This window comes from Lysobacter sp. H23M47 (assembly GCF_015209765.1).
Classification (GTDB): Bacteria; Pseudomonadota; Gammaproteobacteria; order Xanthomonadales; family Xanthomonadaceae; genus Novilysobacter; species Novilysobacter avium.
In genome coordinates, this window is sequence record NZ_CP063658.1 from 2,473,074 (window position 1) to 2,494,865 (window position 21,792).

At 68.1% G+C, this 21,792-nt stretch carries 12 protein-coding genes and 1 pseudogene; 4 read left to right on the top strand and 9 right to left on the bottom strand.

Annotation, left to right across the window (positions count from 1 at the left end; all coding sequences use genetic code 11):
• Positions 1–28 precede the first annotated feature (28 nt).
• The 4 genes from INQ43_RS11190 to INQ43_RS11205 all read right to left on the bottom strand — a co-directional run bounded on the left by INQ43_RS11190 (position 29) and on the right by INQ43_RS11205 (position 7,316).
• Positions 29–976 carry a LysR family transcriptional regulator gene (locus tag INQ43_RS11190; protein WP_194036503.1) on the bottom strand — a complete coding sequence of 316 codons (948 nt, stop codon included), beginning with the start codon at positions 974–976 and terminating at the stop codon, positions 29–31.
• 78 nt (positions 977–1,054) lie between these two features.
• Positions 1,055–2,308, bottom strand: coding sequence for an FAD-dependent oxidoreductase (locus tag INQ43_RS11195; protein WP_194036504.1), 1,254 nt, complete (start codon positions 2,306–2,308; stop codon positions 1,055–1,057).
• On the bottom strand, positions 2,308–4,074 hold the full coding sequence (locus INQ43_RS11200) for a gamma-glutamyltransferase family protein (protein WP_228062506.1): 1,767 nt from the start codon (positions 4,072–4,074) through the stop codon (positions 2,308–2,310). Before INQ43_RS11200 ends, INQ43_RS11195 begins: the two co-directional genes overlap by 1 nt.
• 122 nt (positions 4,075–4,196) lie before the next feature.
• Positions 4,197–7,316 (bottom strand): TonB-dependent receptor, encoded by a 3,120-nt coding sequence (locus INQ43_RS11205; protein WP_194036505.1) that lies wholly within the window; start codon positions 7,314–7,316, stop codon positions 4,197–4,199.
• A 230-nt stretch (positions 7,317–7,546) separates the two neighbouring features.
• Between INQ43_RS11205 and ggt the strand changes: the two genes are divergently transcribed.
• On the top strand, positions 7,547–9,295 hold the full coding sequence (ggt, locus tag INQ43_RS11210; RefSeq protein WP_194036506.1) for a gamma-glutamyltransferase: 1,749 nt from the start codon (positions 7,547–7,549) through the stop codon (positions 9,293–9,295).
• Between the two features lie 57 nt (positions 9,296–9,352).
• On the opposite strand, the gene gltS is transcribed toward ggt, so the two are convergent.
• Complete coding sequence (gene gltS, locus INQ43_RS11215) at positions 9,353–10,552, bottom strand: sodium/glutamate symporter (protein ID WP_194036507.1); 1,200 nt, start codon at positions 10,550–10,552, stop codon at positions 9,353–9,355.
• Positions 10,553–10,600: 48 nt separating this feature from the next.
• The gene (locus INQ43_RS11220) at positions 10,601–12,235 is read right to left on the bottom strand and encodes an amidohydrolase family protein (protein ID WP_228062507.1); all 1,635 of its coding nucleotides are present in this window, start codon (positions 12,233–12,235) and stop codon (positions 10,601–10,603) included.
• A 175-nt stretch (positions 12,236–12,410) separates the two neighbouring features.
• Here INQ43_RS11220 and INQ43_RS11225 point away from each other — a divergent pair, with 175 nt between their 5' ends.
• Positions 12,411–14,693 (top strand): NADP-dependent malic enzyme, encoded by a 2,283-nt coding sequence (locus INQ43_RS11225; RefSeq protein ID WP_194034357.1) that lies wholly within the window; start codon positions 12,411–12,413, stop codon positions 14,691–14,693.
• A 96-nt stretch (positions 14,694–14,789) separates the two neighbouring features.
• Here INQ43_RS11225 and ppc read toward each other — a convergent pair whose 3' ends face one another.
• From ppc to yihA, 3 genes are all read right to left on the bottom strand, one after another.
• On the bottom strand, positions 14,790–17,582 hold the full coding sequence (gene ppc, locus INQ43_RS11230; RefSeq protein WP_194036508.1) for a phosphoenolpyruvate carboxylase: 2,793 nt from the start codon (positions 17,580–17,582) through the stop codon (positions 14,790–14,792).
• A gap of 69 nt (positions 17,583–17,651) precedes the next feature.
• Positions 17,652–19,016 carry a glutamate--cysteine ligase gene (locus INQ43_RS11235; RefSeq protein ID WP_194037676.1) on the bottom strand — a complete coding sequence of 455 codons (1,365 nt, stop codon included), beginning with the start codon at positions 19,014–19,016 and terminating at the stop codon, positions 17,652–17,654.
• Positions 19,017–19,119: 103 nt separating this feature from the next.
• Complete coding sequence (yihA, locus tag INQ43_RS11240) at positions 19,120–19,725, bottom strand: ribosome biogenesis GTP-binding protein YihA/YsxC (protein WP_194034359.1); 606 nt, start codon at positions 19,723–19,725, stop codon at positions 19,120–19,122.
• 195 nt (positions 19,726–19,920) lie between these two features.
• On the opposite strand from yihA, the pseudogene INQ43_RS11245 reads away from it, so the two are divergent.
• Both INQ43_RS11245 and INQ43_RS11250 read left to right on the top strand, forming a co-directional pair.
• Positions 19,921–20,676, top strand: a pseudogene (locus INQ43_RS11245) (c-type cytochrome); the annotation flags it as partial.
• A gap of 314 nt (positions 20,677–20,990) precedes the next feature.
• Positions 20,991–21,686, top strand: coding sequence for a thiol:disulfide interchange protein DsbA/DsbL (locus tag INQ43_RS11250; RefSeq protein WP_194036510.1), 696 nt, complete (start codon positions 20,991–20,993; stop codon positions 21,684–21,686).
• Positions 21,687–21,792 lie beyond the last annotated feature (106 nt).

Here is a 21,792-nt window from a genome sequence, read left to right on the forward strand (position 1 = left end):
CGTCGACCCGGAAGCAAGCGGTCAGCCGTTAGATTCCGCCGGCCAACAAAGCCGGAGACTCGTCCGCATTCTCCGGTCCGCCCGTCCCCTCCTGGATCTCGCCGATAACCGACTTGAACAGACTGACGAATTCCTCGGCCGCCTTGGATGGCCGGCGATCTTCCAGGAATACGCAGTCGACGTTGAACCGGATCGGCGGCGCGAAGGGTCGGAACGCCACGCCGTGGTGGACGGAGGCGCGTGCGGTGAACTCGTCCACCACGGTCATCCCGGCGCCGTGGCTGGTGAGCGCGGCGGCGGTGTAGAAGGTCTGGTTGGAAACCACTTCATGGACCTCGACTTTTCGCCTCGCCATCTCGCGGGCCAGTGCGTCGCCCACCGGGCCGCTGGCGGTCATGCCGACCACGTCGCGTCCGTCCAGCAGCGACAGCAATACCGAATCGCCCACGTCCGGGATGTCTTCGTGCTGGAACAGCAGCACCATCTGCGCGGTCTTCAGCAGACGCCGCTTCATTCGCGGGTGCAAGGGTGGCGCGTAGGCGATCGCGATGTCGCAGGTGCGCTCGTACAGCGCCTGGAACAATTCGTCGTGATGAAGCGTCTGCACATCGAACGTCACTTCCGGATGCAGTCGGCGAAAGCGCGCGATCGCCAGCGGCGCGACGTGCAGGCCCAGCGACGGCACCACGCCGAGGCGGATGTGGCCGCCCCCGATGTTCTTGATGTTGCTGATCGTCTTCTGCAGCGACCCGAGACGTTCGAATATCTCGTTGACCTCGACAAACAGCGCGTGCGCCTCGTCGGTGGCGACCAGCCGTCCGCGCACCAGCGCGAACAGCTTCAGGCCGAGCTTGGACTGGGTGTGGTGGAGCACCTTGCTGACCGAGGGCTGGGAGACGTGCAGCGCCCGGGCGGCGGCGCTGATCGAGCCGGTCGTGTAGACGGCGTGGAAGACTTCAATTTGACGAAGGCGCATGCCTTGATCTTAGGGCACACGTCCGAGGGGCGACAAAGCGTCGGCCGCGCATGCGCCGCAGAAGCCGACGACCCGGCGCTATTCCGCCAGCAGCGCATCCAGCGCGCGCTCGCCCGATCCCATCGCCAGCGTCCAACCCAGCATGCCGTGGCCGACGTTGACCGCCACGTTCGGGCGAACACGCCGGATGATCGGCACCGAGCTGGGGGTCATCGGGCGCAGGCCCGCCCAGGTGCTGTCGATCGCGTCGTACGCGGCGGCAGCCGGCAGTGATTCGCGCGCCATCGCCACCAGCCGTTGCGCCCTTTGCGGATCAACCGCGGCACTGTGGTTGCCAACCTCGGCCAGTCCCGCGACACGCAGCTTGTCGCCGAGCCGGCAGAACACCAGCTTGCGGTCGGTGTCAGTGATGCTGACTGCGGGAGCCAGCGCTCCCGGCGCGGCGGTGAACGAGTAGCCCTTGACCGGCATCAATGGCAGCCGCAAACCGTTGCGGCGCGAGAGCGCAACGGCGTCGACGCCGGCGCAGGACACCAGTTGCCGCGAGCGCAGCTGCCGCCCGTCGCGCGAGGTCAGCATCAAGCCGTCACTTGCCGGAGTCGCGCTGGCGACCTCGAAATTGAAGCAGGTCGTTACGCCGTAATCGGCCCGGAGGATCGCCAGCAGACCGGTGCAGAACCGCAACGGGTCGCCGACTTCCTCGGCCGGGGAATGCACCACGCCGGCAAGGCCGGTGGCACCGGCAAGCGCCGGCTCCAGCGCGACCGCCTCGCGGGGACTCAGCACGCTCTGCTGGACGCCGTACTCGCGCTTGACCGCCACCATGGCCGCCGCATCGTCGAGCCCAGCCGGGTCGCGGTACAGGTGCATCTTGCCCGGTGCGGTGTGCTGGAACTCGATGTTGTGCTGCCGCAGCAGGGCGTCCATCGCGCCGCGCGATTCCGTGGCCAGCTCGAGCACCGCAAGCGTGTTTTCGCGGAACCGATCCGGGGTGGCATTGCGCAGGAACGCGATGCCCCAGCGCAGGAAATCCGGATCCAGCGACCAGCGCATCGACAGCGCGCGGTCCCTGCCCAGCGCGATCGAGGGCAGCTTGCTCCACAGCGAGGGGCTGGCCATGGACTCGGTGTACGCGTAGCTCAGCTGGGCGCCGTTGGCGAAGGACGCACCCATCGCCGGGCCCGCTGCGCGATCAATGATCCGGACCGAAAGCCCGCGCCGCGCCGCCGCATACGCCGTGGCGATGCCGACCACACCGGCACCGATCACGGTCACATCGACGAGGGCATCGTCGACCCCGTCGGTCGGATGGGAAGCTTCAACGGTGCTCATCACTGGACGACCTCTTTGCCCACGCCTTCGCGGCGCGGGTCGGCGGCCCATTCCAGCACGCCATCGCGGTAGAAAACACCGTGCAGGCCCGAGTCCTCACCCGAGCCCGCGCGGACCGTCATGCCACGCTGCGACAGCGCGTCCAGCACGCCCGGAGCGAACCGCGACGCCTCACCGTTGAACCGCTGCCCCCGCGCGACCAGGTTGGGCAACGCCACGGCGTCCTGCAGCGACAGGTCCCAATAGACCAGACCGACCAGGGTCTTGCCGATGTAGGCCGGGATCGCCGACCCACCGGGCGAGCCGAGCGCTCCGACAAAGCGGCCGTCGCGGTCGAGGATGATGACCGGGGTCATCGAAGAGCGCGGGCGCTTGCCGCCTTCGATCGCATTGGCGGCGTCCGGATCGCTGCCGCTGGACCAGGAGAAGTCGGTCAGCTGGTTGTTGAGGAAGAAGCCGTCCACCATCCGCCCCGAGCCGAAGAAGGACTCGATCGTGGTGGTCACCGACACGGCATTGCCCCACCGGTCGACGACGACGAAATGGCTGGTGCCGCCGGGTTCCTCGGTCCGGTCCGGACCGTGCGACGCGGCTCCTGCAGGCTGCCCGTGCGCGTGCGAAGGGGCTGCCGTCTTGCCGATCAGTGCGCGGCGCTGGTCGACGTAGGCCGGCGCCAGCAGGCCCTCGACGGGCACCTCGTCAAAACGCGGGTCGCCGACGTACTGGTCGCGGTCGGCGTACATGATCCGGCTGGCCTCGGCGAACAGGAACCACGACTGCGGGTCCTCGGGACCGCGCTGGTCGATGTCGGTCCCGTCCAGCATCGCCATCAGCTGCAGCAGGCCGACGCCACTGGTCGGCGGCCGCGGCACGCACAGGATGTAGGCGCGCAACGGACGGCACAGCGGTTCGGACTTCTCGGGCGCGTAGCCGGCGAGGTCACGCGTGCTCAGCCGGCCGGGCCGCGGCGACTCGTGGGTGCGCGCGACGATGGCCTCGGCGAGCTCGCCGCGATAGAACGCCGGCGCGTTGCCTTGCGCTAGCTTGCGCAGGGTCGCGGCGTATTCCGGGTTGCGCAGCAGATCCCCGGTCCGCATCGGGCGCCCGTCGGGGTGGGAGAAAAACCGCCGCACGTCGGGCGCCGAGGCCTGCGGGAAGGTGCCATCAATGTGCTCCTCCAGCCGCGGCGTGACCCGGAAGCCCTGCTCGGCTTTCTCGATGGTCTCTGCAAACAGCTGGTCCCAGGCCAGCTTGCCGTGCTCACGCTGAGCCTGCGAGAACACCGCGACCGCGCCGGGCACGCCGGTTGCGCCGCCCGAAAGCATTGCATCGCCGCGTGACAGGGGCTTGCCGTCTTCGCCTTGGAACAGGCTGCCGTCGGCCAGCGCCGGCGCGGCTTCGCGACCGATGTAACTGGTCACCGCCTGGCTGCGCGCGTCGTAGGCCATGATGATCGCGCCGCCGCCAATGCCCGAACTCTGCGGCTCCACCAGGCCGAGCATCAGCTGCACCGCGACCGCGGCGTCCATCGCGGTGCCGCCGCGGCGCAGGACCGCAGTGCCGGCATCCACGGCCAGCGGATTGGCCGCGACGACGACGCCGCTGGTCCGGACGTCGTCGGCAACCGGTTCGGGCGTGGTCTGGCAGGCGCCCAGCAGCGCGGTCAGCAGCAGCGCTCCCAGCGGGATCCGACTATCGACACGGAGCTTGGTCTTCAGCGGAGGTGGCACGGAGCCCGAGCGCAGTGTTTTGATGATGGGGAGCACGTTCTTTCCGGTGCGTGATGGCCAATGCGGCCATCTTTCAACAATTGGCGGTTGTGTGCGGCATCGACCGAATCGCTGACAGGCCCGCGCGGGCCTGTCAGCTGTTGCAGAGGTAATGCTGTCTAGTCGAACGTCTTGGTCACGGTCAGGTAGTAGCCCCGGCCCAGTGCGTTATGCAGGCCCGAGTAGAAGCCGAGGCTCCGCGGTGCCAGGCGTGGATCACGATCGGTGATGTTGCGGACGTTGAAGCGCACGGTCGTGTCTTCGAACACGTTGCCGGTCTTCTTGAAGCGGTGCTCGGCCCACAGATTGGTCGTGGTCCATGACGGCACGCGGAATAACGTGCCGTCAGGCAAGCTGGCACCGGTCGAATCAAACGGGCCGACGTAGCGGACAAACGCACCCAGGCTCCAGTTGCGGTAGCGCCAGCTGCTGCTCAGGGTCGCGCGCCATTCCGGCGTGCCATTGATGCCCAGCAGGCTGCCGGCGTTGCGGATCGTGAAGCCGTCATTGATCACGCCGTCCTGCTGCGCGTTCATCACCAGGTCCTCCAGGTCCGAGGGCATCTGCATCTGCTCGAGCAGCCGGCTGCCATTGAGGTTGGTGGTGAAGGTGCCCCAGTCGGCGGTGCGCAGGCGATGCGAGATGCCGTAATCGATGCCCCGGGTCCGGCGCGGCAGGCGGTTGGTGTACTGGTCGCGCACCTGCAACACGTTACCGACCGCTTCCAGCCCCGTGCCGGCGAAGTTGGCGATCTGCTCATCGCTGGGATCGTCGCGCAGCACGTTGGGATTGGACGAGCCCTGGATGCGCATCAGGTAGTCGAGCGCCAGGTGGGTTTGTTCGCCGGTGATGGCGATCATCTGTTCCTGATCGATCTTCCAGTAGTCCGCGGTGAAGGTGAAGTCGCCCATGGCGTCGGGCAGGAAGCGGGGCTGGAACACCAGGCCGACCGAGGTGGCCTCGGAGGTTTCCGGCTTGAGGTCGAGGTTGCCCTCGCGTACGGCCTGGGTGCTGAAGGATTTGCCGCAGGCACTGAAGCTGGAGATGCGGCCGGCGCGCAGGTCCGCCTCGCACTGGTAGTAGTCCAGGCGGGTATTGCTGACCACGGTCCCGTCGGAGTGGATCTGCAGGATGTTGGGCGCCAGGAAGCTCTCCGACCAGCTGCCGCGCATCATCAGGCCATCGAGGATGTCCCAGGCAAACGCGACCTTCGGCTTGGACACGCTGCCGAAGTCGGAATAGCGCTCGTAGCGACCGGCGATCTGCAGATCAAGCGAGCGAACCAGCGGAATCGCCATCTCGCGCGACACCAGCGGCACCGCGATCTCGGCATACGCCGAGGCCACCGAGCGCGAACCGCCGTTGTTGCCCGACGGGCTCGCACCGAGTACGTCGCTGGTCGGGAGATCGGTCAGCGGGTTGGTGTAGCCGATCTGCCCGTTGAGGCGCGGATCGCGCTGGTCGTCAAGCTTTTCGTGACGCCACTCGGCGCCGAACGCCAGCCCGACATCGCCTGCCCACCATTCGAACACGTCGGGACGGGCGAAACGGGTATCGACCTGGAACAGCGACGCGGTACTGCGGCGCACCACCGGCACCAGGAAACCGGCGACCGTGTCGGCGTTGGTCATCGCCGGCGGCTGGCTCCAGTCGTCCAGGTTGCCGCCTGTGAACGGGTTGTAGGCACTCTCGTCAGCGCGGGCGAGGGCCTCGGCGAACAAGGTGTTGCTGATGGTGCCGAACTGGGTATCCACGGTGCGGGCGCGCGAATACAGCACGGCACTTTCCCAGTCGAACCCGCCCAAGTCACCGCGGACCCCGCCCAGGACGCGATACGACTTGTCATCGACCTCGTAGGGGCGGGTGGTCTCGGTGGCGCGATAACTGCTGATGCGCACGTCCAGACCTTCTTCGGGCGCATCGATGCCGGGCAGGCGGTTCGGATTGAGACTGCCGTCGGGCAGGTAGGTGGCACCAAACGGGTTCCAGTAGTTGGACTTGGGGACGATCATCGGCGCAGCGGCCAGGGACGCAGCCTGCTCCCGCATGCCGTCGTAGCTCGACTGGTAGTAGCTGACCTCGCCGAATGCCACGAAGTCATCGTTGAGATCGTGCTCGATCGTGGTGAAAAGGTTGCCGCGGTCGACGCCGCCCATCAGGTAGCGCTGCGAGTTGGCGTTGAAGCGCAGTGGCCGGTCGATGGTGCTGTTCTGCAGTCCGGTCTGGATGCACACGTCCTCGTACAGCGCGGTCACGCAGCCGTTGGCGATGGGCTCGATATGGAAGCTGCCGGCGGCGGTCGTGATCGCCTTGCCGTCCTGCCGCACCCGCACCCGATCAACCGTCTGGAACGCGCCCCAGGCGCTGGAGGTCATGCGGTCATCGAACGCGGTCATCCCTTCCCACTGCGTGCCTTCGAAGAACGGCCGGTGATCCTGGCTGGCGGCGTAATCGCGCTCGGAGTTCTCGAAGATGCTGCGGTAGGTGTAGCCGCCCAGCAGGGAAACCCGGGTGCGGCCGTCGTTGAACCACCGGCCGGCCTTCACGTTGAAGTTGCCCTGGCGAAAATCGGTGGCTTCCGAGCCGCCGTACTGGGCCTGGGCGCGCAGGCCCTGGAAGTGCGTATCCATGACCACGTTCATCACGCCGGCGACGGCATCCGAACCGTACAGCGCGGAGGCGCCGCCCAACAGGGTTTCCATGCGCTGCACGCCGTACAGCGGGATGGCGTTGATGTTGGCGGTCTGGCGCGGCACGTAGGTTTCCGTCTGCGTGCCGGGGTGGTTGACCATGCGGCGACCGTTCACCAGCATCAGCGTGTTGCCGGTGCCCAGGTTGCGCAGGTTGACCGAGCCGACGTCGCCGCGCGCGGCGTTGAGGTTGCCCGCGGTATCGGTGTTGTCGAACATCATGTCGCCGACCTGCGGAAGCGATTGCAGCAGGTCTTCGCCGGAGACGGCGCCGGTGGCAGCCACGTCCTCCTCCGAGACCACGAACACCGGGAGCATGCCGGTGTCGTTGTTGCCGGCAAGGTGGCTTCCGACCACGACGACGCGATCGAGCTCCTTGGCCTTGGCCTCCGCTGGCTGGGCTGCTGCCGGGGACGCGTCCGTTGCAACCGGCGTGGAAGCCGTCTGGGCCGGCTGGGCCGTGTCCTGGGCCAGCGCAGTGGCCGGCTCCATGAGCATCGCCGAGGCGAGCATCACACTGAGAATCGTGCGTTTGGGTGCGTAGTTCATTTTGGTGTATTCCCCGGAGAGCGACTGACTTTGGCAACGCTTGACCCGATGGTAGCCACGGCGGTCAGCGCACAAGGCCACCAATGCTTTGCCAGGGGATAGCCTGGGGCTATGGGATGAGCCAAAGAAACTGCGGGACATCGGCCTGACGCGGCGGCATGCTCGGGAACACTCCGCCCTTGCGCACGCTGCCTGCGCGCGGGGCGTTGGCCATAGAAAAGGATCCCGCAATGTCTTTCATAAACCCCCAGGCGCTTTCGTCGCGCACCCTGGTCGCCCTTCTCGTCAGTGCTGCGCTCGCGCTCTGCTCCGTACAGGCCACCGCCCAGAGCCGGCAACTACTGAACTACGCCGCGATCCACAAGCCGGTCCACGGCGAGAAGGGGATGGTCGCCAGCCAGAACGAGGCCGCCAGCGATGTCGGTGCGCAGATCCTGCGCGACGGCGGGAATGCGGTGGACGCCGCGGTGGCCACGGCCTTTGCCATGGCGGTGACCCTGCCGCGCGCGGGCAATATCGGCGGCGACGGCTTCATGCTGGTGCACCTGGCGGAGGACAAGCGGACGGTGGCGATCGACTTCCGCTCCAAGGCGCCGGCGCTGGCCACGCTGGACCGCTTCATCGGCGACGACGGCAGGATCGCCGGCGACAAGCAGGGCTACAGGGCCGCCGGCATCCCCGGCACGGTCTCCGGGCTGGCCACCGCGCACGGCAAGTACAGTCGCCTGCCCTGGGCGCAGCTGCTGCAGCCGGCGATCGCCCTGGCCGAGGACGGCATCGTGCTCAGCCGCGACGAGGCCTTTGCGCTCGACTGGGGGCGCAAGCGCCTGGCCCTGAGTCCGGCCGGCGCCAAGGTATTCCTGCATCCCGATGGCAGCGCCCTGCGGGCCGGCGAGAGGCTGGTGCAGACCGACCTGGCCTGGTCACTGAAGCAGATCGCCGAGCATGGCGCGAAGGCCTTCTACGAGGGCGAGATCGCCGAGCGCCTGGTCGCGGGCATGATCGCCAATGACGGCCTGATCCGGAAGGACGACCTGGCCGCTTACCGGGCCGCCGAACGCGAGCCGCTGCGCAGCAGCTACCGCGACCACGAGGTGGTGACCATGTCGCCGGCCAGCGGTGGTGGCGCCGGCATCATCGGCATGCTCAACATCCTGGAGAACGTCGACATGGCCGGCTACGGCGCCGGTTCCGCCGACGCCATCCACTACATGAGCGAGGCGATCAAGCTGGCCTGGGCCGACCGCCGGCTGCACCTGGGCGATCCGGACGCCGTCGACCTCCCGCTGCGCGGTCTGGTGTCCAAGGCCTACGCCGCCGAACGGGCCAAGCGCATCTCGCCGCGCCGCGCGAAGCCGGCATCCAAGGTGCCCGGCGGCGATCCATGGGCGCACGAGAGCCCGCAGACGACCCATCTCTCGGTCATCGACGGGGACGGCAACGCGGTCGGTATCACCTACACGCTCGGCTCGGATTTCGGCTCCGGGGTGATGGTCGACGGCACCGGCTTCCTGCTCGGCAACCTGGTCGGCAACTTCTCCATGCGCGCCCAGCTGAAGGCGCGCGAGTCCGGCCAGCCCGAGCCCCCCAACTCACTGCATCCGGGCCGGCGGCCGGTCTCCAGCATGGCGCCCACCTTCCTGTTCAAGGACGACCGGTTGCGTATGGTCACCGGCAGCCCGGGCGGCAACACCATTCCGGGCACGGTGATGCAGAGCATCGTGGACGTCGTCGACTTCGAGCTGAACATCGCCGAGGCCACCAGCCTGCCGCGCATCCATCAGGAGATGGACAGCGACGGCGTGCTGCGGGTGGAGCGCGGCATCAGCCCCGACACCCTGCGGCTGCTGGAGCAGCGGGGTCACCGGATCGAGACCGGCGAGACCATCGGCAGCACCCAGATCCTGTGGCTGGGCGAGCACGGCGTGGAAGGCGCCGCGGATCCGCGCCGTCCGGGCGCCGCCGCCGTGGCCCAGTAGGGACCATGCGCTGGCGCTGACCGCAGAAGGGCCGACCGCAGGTGGGCGGAAACCGCGCTAACGGGTGAAGTTCATGAACCCGGTGATGATCAGGGCGTTGGTGAAGTCGATGAAGAACGCGCCCACCAGCGGCGCCACCAGGAAGGCGCGCGGGGCCATACCGTAGCGCTGCACGAGAGTGCGCATCACCGCCATGGCGTTGGCCGTGGTGCCCAGCATGAATCCGATAAAGCCGCCGCCCATCACCGCCGCGTCGTAATCCTTGCCCATGGCGCGGAACACCACGATGCAGAAGGCAACAACGATGGCGACCTGGACGACCATGTTGACCGCCAGCGGCAGGGCCATGCCGGCCAGCTCCCACAGCTTCAGGTTCATCAGGGCCACCGACAGGAACAGGGCCAGACAGATATTGCCGATCAGGTCGATCGTGCGAAGGGGCAGGCCGATCCAGCCCGTCACGTCGTCCACGTTGCGCACCACGGCGCCGATCAGCATCGCGCCGATGTAGGCCGGCAGGGTCAGGCCGAGGGCCTCGAAGCCCTTGCCGATCCAGGCGCCCAGCCACATCGCGACCATGATGAAGATGATGCTCTTGAGCGCGCTGAATTCGCGTTGACCTTCGGTCTGCGGCGGATCCACCTTGGCCTCGGTCACGTCGGGGACCTCGGTGGGATGGCCGCCGGGCGTTTTCAGGCGCCAGCGGCGGATGATCACGGTCGCGACCGGGCCGCCCACGATGCCGCCGCAGACGATGCCGGCCATCGCCGAGGTGATGGCAATCGATTCCGCGCCTGCCAGACCGGCCTGCTCAAACAGCGGCGCGAACGCAAGGCCTGTCGCCGGCCCGCCGGCCATCGTCGCCGAGCCCACCAGTATCCCGAACAGCGGATGCAGGCCGAACATCGAGGCCACGCCGAGACCGACCAGGTTCTGGACCACGACAAAACCGGTTGCCAGCGCCAGGAAGATGCCGACCTGGCGTCCGCTGATGCGCAGCAGGGCCAGGCTCGCGTTGACCCCCAGCGTGGTGAAGAACGCCACCATCAGCGGCGTCTGCAGGGTCGTGTCCAGCTCGAACAGGGTCGTGCCCTGGCCGTGCGCGAACAGCACGATCAGCGCGATCACCAGCCCGCCGACCACCGGTTCGGGCAGGTTGTAGCGCCGGAAAACCGGAATGGCGCGGCACAGCGCGTACCCACCAAGAAGAGCCAAGCCGCCCAGGGCGACGGTTTCCACCGCGTCAAGTTGAAGCAATTGGGTTCTTCCCTTGGTTGTGAAAGGTGATCAAACGCGCATCCGCAGTCACGGACAAGTGCCTTCGGTTGGCACATGGTGAAGCATCCGGCCGCCCAGCTCATCCGTCTGCGCGCCGTCGCTGATCGCGACCACGCCATTGACGATCAGGTGATTGACCCCGATCGAGAGCTCGCGCGGCTGGACGTAGGTGGCCCGCGCCGCCAGCGTCGCCGGATCGAACACGACCACGTCGGCGAAGTAGCCCGGCCGCAGGTAACCGCGTTGCTGCAGGCCGAGGATGTCGGCGCTCAGGCCGGTGGAGCGGTGGATGAAGGTGGCGATATCCAGCAACTCCCGCTCGCGCACGTAGCGGGCGAACTTCTCCGGGAAACTGCCGTACTGGCGGGGATGGCCGTTGGATCCGTCCGAGCTGGTCACCACCCAGGGCTGCTGCATCAGCAGGTCGACATCGTCCTGGCGCATGTTGAACGAGGCGATCGAGGCGCTGCTGCGCACGCCCGGCGGACGCTCGTCCTGGCCGATGATGCGCAGTGCGGCGTCGATGGCGGACACGCGCCAGTCGGCAGCGACTTCCGCCAGCGTCCTCCCGGTCCATTCCTCACCGATGGAAGTGAGCAGGATCGCGTCGGCACCGCCGCGGCGGCGCAGGTTGTCGTCCATTTCCTCGCGGATGCCAGCCAGCTGCGCGGGGTCGGCGAAGCGTCTGAGCATCGCCTCGCGCCCGCCCTCGCGTGACCACGGCGGCAGCAACGCCGCCGCCAGTCCGGTCCCTGAGGCCAGCCACGGGTACTGGTCGGCGGTCACCCGCTGGCCGTCCGCGCGCGCGTGCTCGACCAGCGCGACCAGCTCGGCGGCCTTGCCGTGCACGTCCACCCCCAGCGCCTTGATGTGGGCGATGTGCACCGGCATACCGGCGCGACGGCCAATCTCGATCGCTTCGCGGGTGGATTCGACCAGGCCGACCCCGTAGGACGATTCGTCGCGCTGATGGGTGTCGTACAGCCCGCCGCGGCGCGCCGCCTCGCCAGCGACGGCGACCACCTCGTCGGTGCCCGCGTAGCTCTGCGGCACATAGAACAGTCCGCTCGACAGGCCGAACGCGCCCTCGCACATCGCCGATGCGACCAGCTCGCGCATCTGGGCCAGTTCCGCCGCATCCGGCGCACGCGCGCTCTGCCCGAGCACCCGCGAGCGCACCGCGCCAAACCCGACGTAAGCCACCAGGTTGGTCCCCACCCCGTGGCTGTCGAACCACGCCCGCTGCCTGGCGATATCCGGGCTGCCGCCGCCGTCGACGCCGATCCCGATCGTGGTCACGCCCTGGTACAGCCACGGTGCGTTGCGCCGCTGCGCCGGGTCGTCGGAACGGATGTAGGTGTCGGGATGCGAGTGCGGATCGATGAAGCCCGGTGCGACCACCTGGCCGGCGGCATCGATGGTGCGCGCGGCCCGATAACGCTGCGTTGCGTCCGGTCCGACCCAGACGATGCGGTCATCGACGATGGCGACATCGGCCCGGCGCATCGCGCCGGTGCCGCCGTCATGCAGCGAGCCGCCGACGATCAGCAGGTCCGCCTGCGACAGTTCTGGCGCGGGCCCGTGGGCGCATGCCGCCAAAGCGCCCGCAAGGACGGCGACGCGAAGCACACGGGCGACGGTAAATCCAGCAAGGCGTGGCAAGCGCAAACCCCCTGATGCGATGCAGTGCACTCGACCATAGGTCAGCACCTGCGCTGGCGACACTGATAAAACGCGGCCCGTCCATAACCCCGCGTTATGGACGGTTTAGTCAGGGCCGGTGGCGCCGCCGGCGCAGAGCGATAGAATCGATGGCTTCTTCCGCCTCGCGTACGCAATGGCCACTCACGACGATTTCAAGCAAGCCGCCCTCGACTACCACAGCCAGAATCCACCGGGAAAGATCAAGGTCGCACCGACCAAGGCGATGGTGACCCAGCGCGATCTGGCGTTGGCGTACTCGCCCGGGGTGGCCTACGCCTGCGAAGCGATCGTCGCCGACCCCAACACGGCCCGTGACTACACCGCGCGCGGCAACCTGGTCGGGGTGATCACCAACGGCACCGCGGTGCTGGGTCTGGGCGACATCGGGCCGCTGGCGGGCAAGCCGGTGATGGAAGGCAAGGGCGTGCTGTTCCAGAAGTTCGCCGGGATCGACGTGTTCGACATCGAACTGGACGAGCGCGATCCCGACAAGCTGGTCGACATGATCGCGGCGATGGAGCCGACCTTCGGCGGCATCAACCTGGAAGACATCAAGGCGCCGGAGTGTTTCATCGTGGAGCGCAAGCTGCGCGAACGGATGAAGATCCCGGTCTTCCACGACGACCAGCACGGCACCGCGATCATCGTCGGCGCGGCGGTGTTCAACGCGCTGGAAGTGGTCGGCAAGCAGATCCAGGACGTGCGCATCGCCACCACCGGCGTTGGCGCCGCCGGCATCGCCTGCCTGGACATGCTGGTGGCGCTGGGCGCGCGGCCGGAGAACATCCTCGCCTTCGATCGTGATGGCGTGCTCTACACCGGCCGCGGGAACCTCGACCCTGAAAAGGCCCGCTATGCGCGCGACACCAAGCTGCGCGAGCTGGCGGAAATCGTTGACGGCGCGGACGTGTTCCTCGGCCTGTCGGCCGGCGGCATCCTCACCCCGGAGATGGTCGCCACGATGGCCGAGCGCCCGGTGATCATGGCCCTGGCCAACCCCTACCCGGAAATTCTGCCCGACGACGCCAAGGCGGTGCGCCCGGATGCGGTGATCGCCACCGGCCGCTCGGACTACCCCAACCAGGTCAACAATGCGGTCTGCTTCCCCTACATCTTCCGCGGCGCGCTGGATGTCGGCGCGACGGTGATCAACGAGGAGATGAAGCTTGCCTGCGTGCACGCCATCGCCCAGCTGGCGCGGCTGGAAGCGGGCGATCTGGCGTCTGCCTACGGCGGCGAGGTGCCGACCTTCGGCCCCGAGTACCTGATCCCGCGCCCCTTCGACCCGCGCCTGATGGTGATGGTGTCCGCGGCGGTCGCCCGCGCGGCGATGGATTCGGGGGTGGCTTCGCGGCCGATCACCGACATGGCGGCGTATGAGGAGCAACTGGGCCAGTTCGTCCACCGCACCGGCCTGCTGATGAAGCCGGTCTACGACCGGGCCCGCCGTGACCGCAAGCGGATTGTGTACGCCGAGGCCGAGGAGGAAGTCGTCCTGCGCGCGGTGCAGACGGTGATCGACGAGGGCCTGGCGACGCCGATCCTGGTCGGCCGCCCGGACGTGATCCAGCACCGCATCGAACGCCTCGGCCTGCGCATGCGCCAGGGCGTGGACTTCGAGCTGACCAACATCAACGATGACCCGCGCTTCCACGAGTACTGGCAGCAGTACCACGCGCTGACCGAGCGTCGCGGCGTGACCATCGAGGCGGCCAAGGCGCTGATCCGCTCGCGACCGACCCTGATCGCGGCGCTGATGGTCGAGCGAGGTGAGGCGGACGCGATGATCTGCGGCATCGTCGGCCGCTTCAACAAGAAGCTGGGCTACCTGCGCAGCGTGTTCGACTTCGACCGCGGCATCACGGGCACCTCGGCGATGACCGGGGTGATCAACGACGCCGGCGCCTGGTTCTTCCTCGACACCCACGTCCAGCTGGACCCCAGCGCGGAGCAGATCGCCGAGGCGACCCTGCAGGCAACCTACCGCCTGAAGCTGTTCGGGGTGGAACCCAAGGTCGCGCTGCTGTCGCACTCCAACTACGGCAGCCACGACAATCCGTCCGCCAGCAAGATGCGCCGGGTCCGCGAGATCCTCAGCGCGCGCGCGCCCAAGCTGGAAGTCGACGGCGAGATGATGGCCGACACCGCGTGGAACGAGGCGCTGCGCAAACGGGTCTTCCCCAACACCACCCTGCACGGGCGCGCCAACCTGTTCGTCCTGCCCAACCTGGACGCGGCCAACATCACCTACAACATGTTCCGGGTGGCCACCGACGGCGTCGCCATCGGTCCGATCCTGATGGGCCTGGACCAGCCGGCGCACATCCTGACCAACGACTCCACCTCGCGCCGGGTGGTCAACCTGACTGCGATTGCGGCGGTGGACGCGCAGATCCGGGCGGCGCGCCGGCGCTGACGGTTCGCGGAACCGGTCGGGCTTGTCGCCGGCCGGTTCCGCGGTTCATCAATACGGGTTTCCCGCCGTGAAGCGGGCGCCGCGCTCGCCGCGGGCTCAACCGGTGTTCTGGATCCCCGCGGCGATACCGTTGACGGTAGCCATCAGCACCTGCAACAGCTCCTCGTCCTTGCGCTCGCCCGCGCGCCAGCGTTTCAACAGGTCGACCTGCAACAGGCTGATCGGGTCCACGTAGGGGTTGCGCAGCCGGATCGACTGCTGCAGGCGCTGGTCGCCGTTGAGCAGCTCGTCCTCGCCCTTGATCGCCAGAACGGCGCCGCGGGTGCGGCGGAATTCGGCGGCGATGGCCGGGAACATCTGCGCGTGCAGGTCAGGCGTGCCCGTTGCCGACGGGGTGTCGCGGGCCAGCTGCGAATAGCACTCGAAGATGCCCAGGTCCGACTTGGCCAGGACCATCTCCACGTCGTCGATCAGGGTGGCGAAAAACGGCCAGTCGCGCGCCAGCTCGGCGTAGGGGTCGGCGCCATGGCGCTGCAGGCCCTGCTCCAGAGCGGTGCCCACGCCGTACCAGGTGGTCAGCCCGGAGCGGTTCTGCGACCAGGAAAACACCCAGGGGATCGCCCGCAGCGATTCCGCGCCGCCGCTGCCGATGCGCTTGGCCGGGCGTGAGCCGATCCGCAGCCGCTCAATAACGTCGATCGGGGTGACGGCGCGGAAGTAGGCGGAAAAATCCGGATGCTGGTGGACCAAGGCGCGGTAGTGGGCGCTGGAATCGCGGGCCAGCTCGGCCGCCATCGACCGCCAGCGCGGCGCCCGGGTATCCAAAGGCCGCGGGCGCAGGGTCGCCCGCATCACCGCGCCGGTCGCCTGCTCCAGGTTGCGCAGGGCGATCGCGCGCGTGCCGTACTTGCGGTGGATCACCTCGCCCTGCTCGGTCAGCCGCAGCACGCCGTCCACCGAGCCGCGTGGTGCGGCGATCACCGCCCGCTCGGTCTTGCTGCCGCCGCGGCTGGCGGAGCCGCCGCGGCCGTGGAAAAACACGATGCCGACCCCGCTCTCGCGGGCCAGCGCGGTCAGGGCCACCTGGGTCTGCTGCAGCGCCCAGCGCGAGGCAATGATGCCGCCGTCCTTGGCACTGTCCGAATACCCCAGCATGACCAGCTGGCGGTTGCCGCGCGCCGCCAGGTGGGCGCGGTAGACCGGGTCGCTGAACAACGCGCGCATCGTGGCATCGGCCGCTTCCAGGTCGGCCACGGTCTCGAACAGCGGCGCCACGTCAAGCGGCACCACCGGCGCCGCGTCCGCGCCGGCGTCTGCGGGCTCCACGCAACCGGCCACGCGCGCCAGCGCCAACACCGCCAGCGCGTCGGCGGCGCTGCGGCTCATGCTGATGATGTAGGGACCGAACACGCGCTCGCCGTAGCGCGGCCGCAAGCGGGCCACGGCGCGGAAGACATCCAGGGTACGCACCGCCTCGCTGGCGTCGGCGTCGGCAGGAACCAGATCGCCCGCCATCATCCGGTGCAGGCGGTCGGCCCGCTCCTGCGCGCTGCGCTCGGGCCATTGCGGATCCTGCAGGACAGCCGCCAGCGCGGCGTCGTGCACGGACGAGTCCTGGCGCAGGTCGAGGCTGGCGAGGTGGAAGCCGAAGCAGCGCGCGCGCCGCAGCAGGCGTCGCAGCACGAAGTCCCCGGCATGCTCGCCGCGGTTCGCCATCAGGCTGGCGTGGATGCATTCGATGTCGGCGACGAAACTGGCGGCGTCGGGATAACCGGTGGCCTCGTCGTGGCTGGTCGCGCGTAGCCGGGCCGCCATCAGCATCAACAGGTTGCGGTACGGCATGTCGGCGTGGCGCGGGTGCAGCTCGGCCGCCGCCTCGGGCAGCAGTTCGCGGTAGGCGGCGACCTGCCCGATCACCGCATCGCTCACCGACACCCGGCTGAGCGACTGGCTGAGCAGGTCGGCCAGGCGGGCGATGTCACGGCGGTAGGCGGCAAGCACCAGCGCGCGCTGTCCGGCCAGGGTGTCGGCGATCGTGTCCGCACCCACGTTCGGGTTGCCGTCCATGTCGCCGCCGACCCAGCTGCCGAAACCCAGCACGTCCGGCAATTCGACCGCATCGCCGTAGTGCTCGCGCAACGCGGCCTCGAAGTGCTCGAAGAACACCGGCAGCACCCGGTACAACACCTCGGATAGGTAAAACCCGACGTGCTCGAACTCGTCGGCGACGCTGGGCTTGGCCGCGGGCGCCTCGACGGTCTGCCAGCTGGCGGTCAGGGCCATGCGTATGCGGCCGTGGTCGGCGCGGCGCTCGGCGGGCGTGCGGTTGCGGTCGATGTCGTTGACCAGGCTGCGCACGATCTGGCGCTCCTTGTGCAGCAGCACGCGGCGAACGGCCTCGGTCGGATGGGCGGTGAACACCGGCTCGATGCGCATGCGCGGCAGCAGGTCGGCCAGCTCGGCGGCCTCCACACCCTGCCCGGCCAGCGAGCCGATCACGTCAAGCAGGCCGCCGGGCTGGGCGCCCTGTTCGGCGCGCTCGTGGTCGCGCCGGCGGCGGATGCGGTGCACGCGCTCGGCCAGGTTCACCGCCTGGAAATAGGTGGAGAAGGCGCGGCCCAGATCGCTGGCCTTCTGCAACTCGTGGCCGGCCAGCGCCTCGGCCAGTTCGGTGACGGGCTGGTCGTTCTCGCGCCGGCTGATCGCGGCCCGGCGCAGCGCTTCCACCTCGGCGAGGAAGTCCGGGCTGCGCTGCTCGGCGAGGATCCTGCCGACCATGCCGCCCAGCAGGTTGACGTCCTCGCGCAGGAACGTATCGACCGCGGCGAACGTCACCGTGCGCAGCGAATCGTCGTTGGTAGCGGTAGTGGAATCGTTGTCTGTGCTCATCCAGCCACGTTAACGCAGCTGGTGTTGCGGTGCATCATTTCGTGCGCGCCGGGCACGATGCACGCCGACTCAGTAGGCGAACTCGCGGAATACCGGGTCCACGCTGCCGCCCCAGACGCCGTGGTACAGCGCGAGCTTGCGCTCGGCGGGCGTCTCGCCGGCCTCGACCAGCTCCATCAGCGGCGACAGGAAGATCGTCTCGTCGCTGCCGACATCGTTCAGGCGCGCGCGCCGGGCCAGTCCGTGGGCGGAGATCTGCAGCGCCTCGCGGGCCACGTCCAGCACCGTGCCCTTGCGGAATGGCAGCTTGAAAGCCTGCCGCGGCACGCCGTTGCGCAGCGCGTGCAGCTCCTCAAGGCTGTAATCCTTGACCAGGTCCCAGGCGGCATCCAGCGCGCTGTCGTCGTACAGCAGGCCGGTCCAGAACGCCGGCAGGGCGCAGATCCGGTTCCACGGCCCGGTGTCGGCGCCGCGCATCTCCAGGTATTTCTTCAGCCGCACCTCGGGGAACGCCGTGGTGGTGTGGTCGGCCCAGTCCTGCATCTTGGGAAGGTGACCACGATGCGCGGGCAGCTTGCCGGCCATGTAGTCGCGGAACGACTGGCCCGCCGCATCGATGTAATTGTCGCCGCGCTGGATGAAGTACATCGGCACGTCGAGCAGGTAGTCGACGTAGCGCTCATAGCCAAAACCTTCCTCGAAGACGAAATCCAGCATGCCGCTGCGATCGTTGTCGGTGTCGGTCCAGATGTGCGAGCGGTAGGACAGGAAGCCGTTGGGCTTGCCTTCGGTGAACGGCGAGTCGGCGAACAGCGCGGTCGCAATCGACTGCAGCGCCAGCGACACCCGGAACTTCTTCACCATGTCGGCCTCGGAGGCGACATCCAGGTTGACCTGCACGGTGCAGGTCCGGGTCATCATGTCCAGGCCGAGGCTGCCGACCTTCGGCATGTACTCGCGCATGATCTTGTAGCGGCCCTTGGGCATCCACGGCATCTCGTCGCGGCGCCACTTGGGCTGGAAGCCCATGCCCAGGAAACCCAGTCCCATCGGCTCGGCGACGGCGCGCACCTCGCGCAGGTGCGAGGACGCCTCGCGGCAGGTCTCGTGCAGGTTCTCCAGCGGCGCTCCGGACAGTTCCAGTTGCCCGGCAGGCTCCAGCGACACCGACGCGGCATCGCGGGTCAGCGCGATCACCCGACCGTCCTCCTCCACCGGCGCCCAGCCAAACTGGACCAGGCCCTTGAGCAGCGCCTCGATGCCGCGCTCGCCGTCGAAGGTCGGCGGACGCAGGTCATCGAAATGGAAGCCGAACTTCTCGTGCTCGGTACCGATCCGCCAGTCGTCGCGCTCGCGCGTGCCCGAGCTGAGGTAATCCACCAGCTGGTTGCGGGATTCGATCAGGGGCTCTTCTACGTGACTGGAACCGGACACGCTCACCTCGTCATGGGTCATGGGTATCGCACTGGCAGATGTGTGGGGACACACCATCTTCGCAATGCCGCCGTGATCGGGGCGCCATTCCGTTGCAGACGGATCACAGTTCCAGCCAGCCCTCGATCACGCGACGGGCCTCATCGACCCCGAGCTTGGACTCGCCGGAAAACAGCTGCGCAGTGACCGCATCGCCATGCTCGGCCTTCAGCGCCTTGCGCACTTCCAGCAATGCGGTGCCCTGCGCGCCGCGGCTGAGCTTGTCGGCCTTGGTCAGGATCGCGTGCGCCGGAAGACCGCGACTGACCGCGTAGCCCAGCATCTGCCTGTCGTACTCCTTCAGCGGATGACGGATGTCCATCACGACCACCAGACCCTTGAGCGCCTCGCGGGTACGGAAATAGCGGTCAAGAAACGCCTGCCAGTGTGCCTGCAGGTCCTTGGGCACCTTGGCGTAGCCGTAGCCGGGCAGATCGACGAGAAAGCGGTCGGTACTTGGCGGGAGTTCGAAAAACACCAGTTGCTGGGTACGCCCGGGGGTCTTGGACACCCGGGCGAGCGCGTTCTGCTGGCAGATCGCGTTGAGCGCGCTGGACTTGCCGGCGTTGGAGCGCCCCGCGAACGCAACCTCGAAGCCGCCGTCGGGCGGCAGTTGCGCCGGGGTGTGCGCAGCCAGCAGATACTGGGCGCGGATAAGGGGATTGGCCATGGCGCTAGGATCGCACGGCCGGCGCGGCGACGCGCGGGAATCACTGTCCCACGCTTGCAGATCCCGCTGCAGACGGCCGCGGAAAGCAGACGCACCGGGCACTCGCGTTGACCCCATGCGCCGCGCCGATGATAATTCTGCAGTTAGACAGCCGTTGACAGGCTGTCACTTCAGTGTTTTCCGGAGCCCAGCCCCATGAGCCACGCCCGCGTCCTAGGTATCGCAGGTCTTGTCGTCTTCGCAGCGGCAGCTGTTGCCTATGCCCAGACCACGGTGACCCCGGTCCCCGACGCCGCACCGGTGGAGACTGCCCCGCTGGAACCCGCAGCGCCCGAGCATGCCACCTGGGGGGATGTCCAGAACGGCCAGACTCTCGCGGGCACGTGCGCCGCCTGCCACGGGCTGGACGGAAACTCCGAGATCCCGATGTATCCCCGCATCGCCGGCCAGAGCGAGCGCTACATCGCGCACCAGCTGGCCCTGTTCAAGAGCGGCGAGCGCAATGACGGCATGGCCGCGGTGATGAAGCCCTTCGCCGACATGCTCAGCGCACAGGATGCGCGTGACCTGGGTGCCTACTTCGCGACCCAGAAGTCCGGCGCGGGCGTGGCTGACGACAGCGTCGTGACCAGCGGTCCCTATACCGACATGAAGTTCTACGAGATCGGCGAGAAGCTGTTCCGCGCGGGCGACGCAGCGCGCGGCATCCCGGCCTGCATGGCCTGCCACGGACCGGCCGGAAGCGGCAACCCGGGCCCTGCCTACCCGCACGTCGGCGGCCAGCACGCGGAGTACGCCCAGCAGCGGCTTGAGCTGTATCGCGCCGGCACCACCTCGCGTACCGATCCACGCCTGTTCAACATCATGGCCAGCATCGCCAAGCCACTGACCGACGAGGAAATCGGCAGCCTGGCCAGCTACATGCAGGGCCTGCACCCGACCGCTGACGACATCGGCGTGGACGCTACCGCCATGGCCGCCGCGCCGGCGCCGGTCGCTGCCGCCGACGTGGTCGCGGAGGACGGTGAAGCGGCGGAGGGCGTGGCCAATGGTGACGGCAGTGACGCGCCGGACACCGCACCCGAGCCCGCGGCCGATGTGCCGGCCGATGACGCGCCGATCGATGCTGCAACCGCTACCGAAGCCGGGCCGGAAGATCCCCAGGGCTGAGTTTGCGAACGCCCTGCTCCAGAGCTCTGCGCTTGTCGTTCATCGCGCCGGCCGTATCGTTACGGTCGGCGTTCTTGTTTGAGGGAATCCTGCCAATGACGTTTCATTCCGTATTGCCCATCTCCCGCCGCACGCGCTTTGCACGTGTTGCCGCGACCGCGCTTCTCGCCGTGCTGCCCCTGCTCGCCTGCGCGGCGCCGCCCGCGGCCGACGCCCTCGTCGCCGGCAAGGATTACGCCTTGATCGCCGATGGCGCCCCGTTCGAGCCACGCCCCGGCACGATCGAGGTGGTCGAAGTCTTCGGCTACACCTGCCCGCACTGCGCGAATTTCGAGCCCGCGCTGCAGGCGTGGAAACAGCAGCAGAAAGCCGACGTCAACGTCGTGTCGGTTCCGGCGCCCTTCGGCGGCTACTGGATCCCCTATGCGCAGGCGTTCTATGCGGCGCAATCGATGAACCTGGTCGAGCGCACCCACAGCGACATGTTCCGCGCGATCCACGAGGAGCACCGCCTGCCGATCGGTGGCGCGTCACCGGAGGTGATCGCCAGGTTCTACACCGAGTACGGCGCCGATGCGGACGACTTTGCCGCCCTCATGACGGGCAAGCCGGTACACGCAAAGCTGGTAGCGGCGCGGGACTTCCTTACCCGCAGTGAAGTGGAAGGCACACCGACCATCGTGGTGGCGGGCAAGTACCGTGTGCTGGGCAAGACGTCCAAGGACGTCCTGCGCATCACTGACGCGCTGGTCAACCGCGAGCGCGCCGCGCTGGCGCAACGGAAAAAGTAGGCTCTGCTGCCGGCATTCGGGGTGATCCACCGCGATGCCTGCGAACCGATTACCGAGCACTGCGGCTGCGGCCGCGACCGATACGACACTTTCTGGAGAACCACCG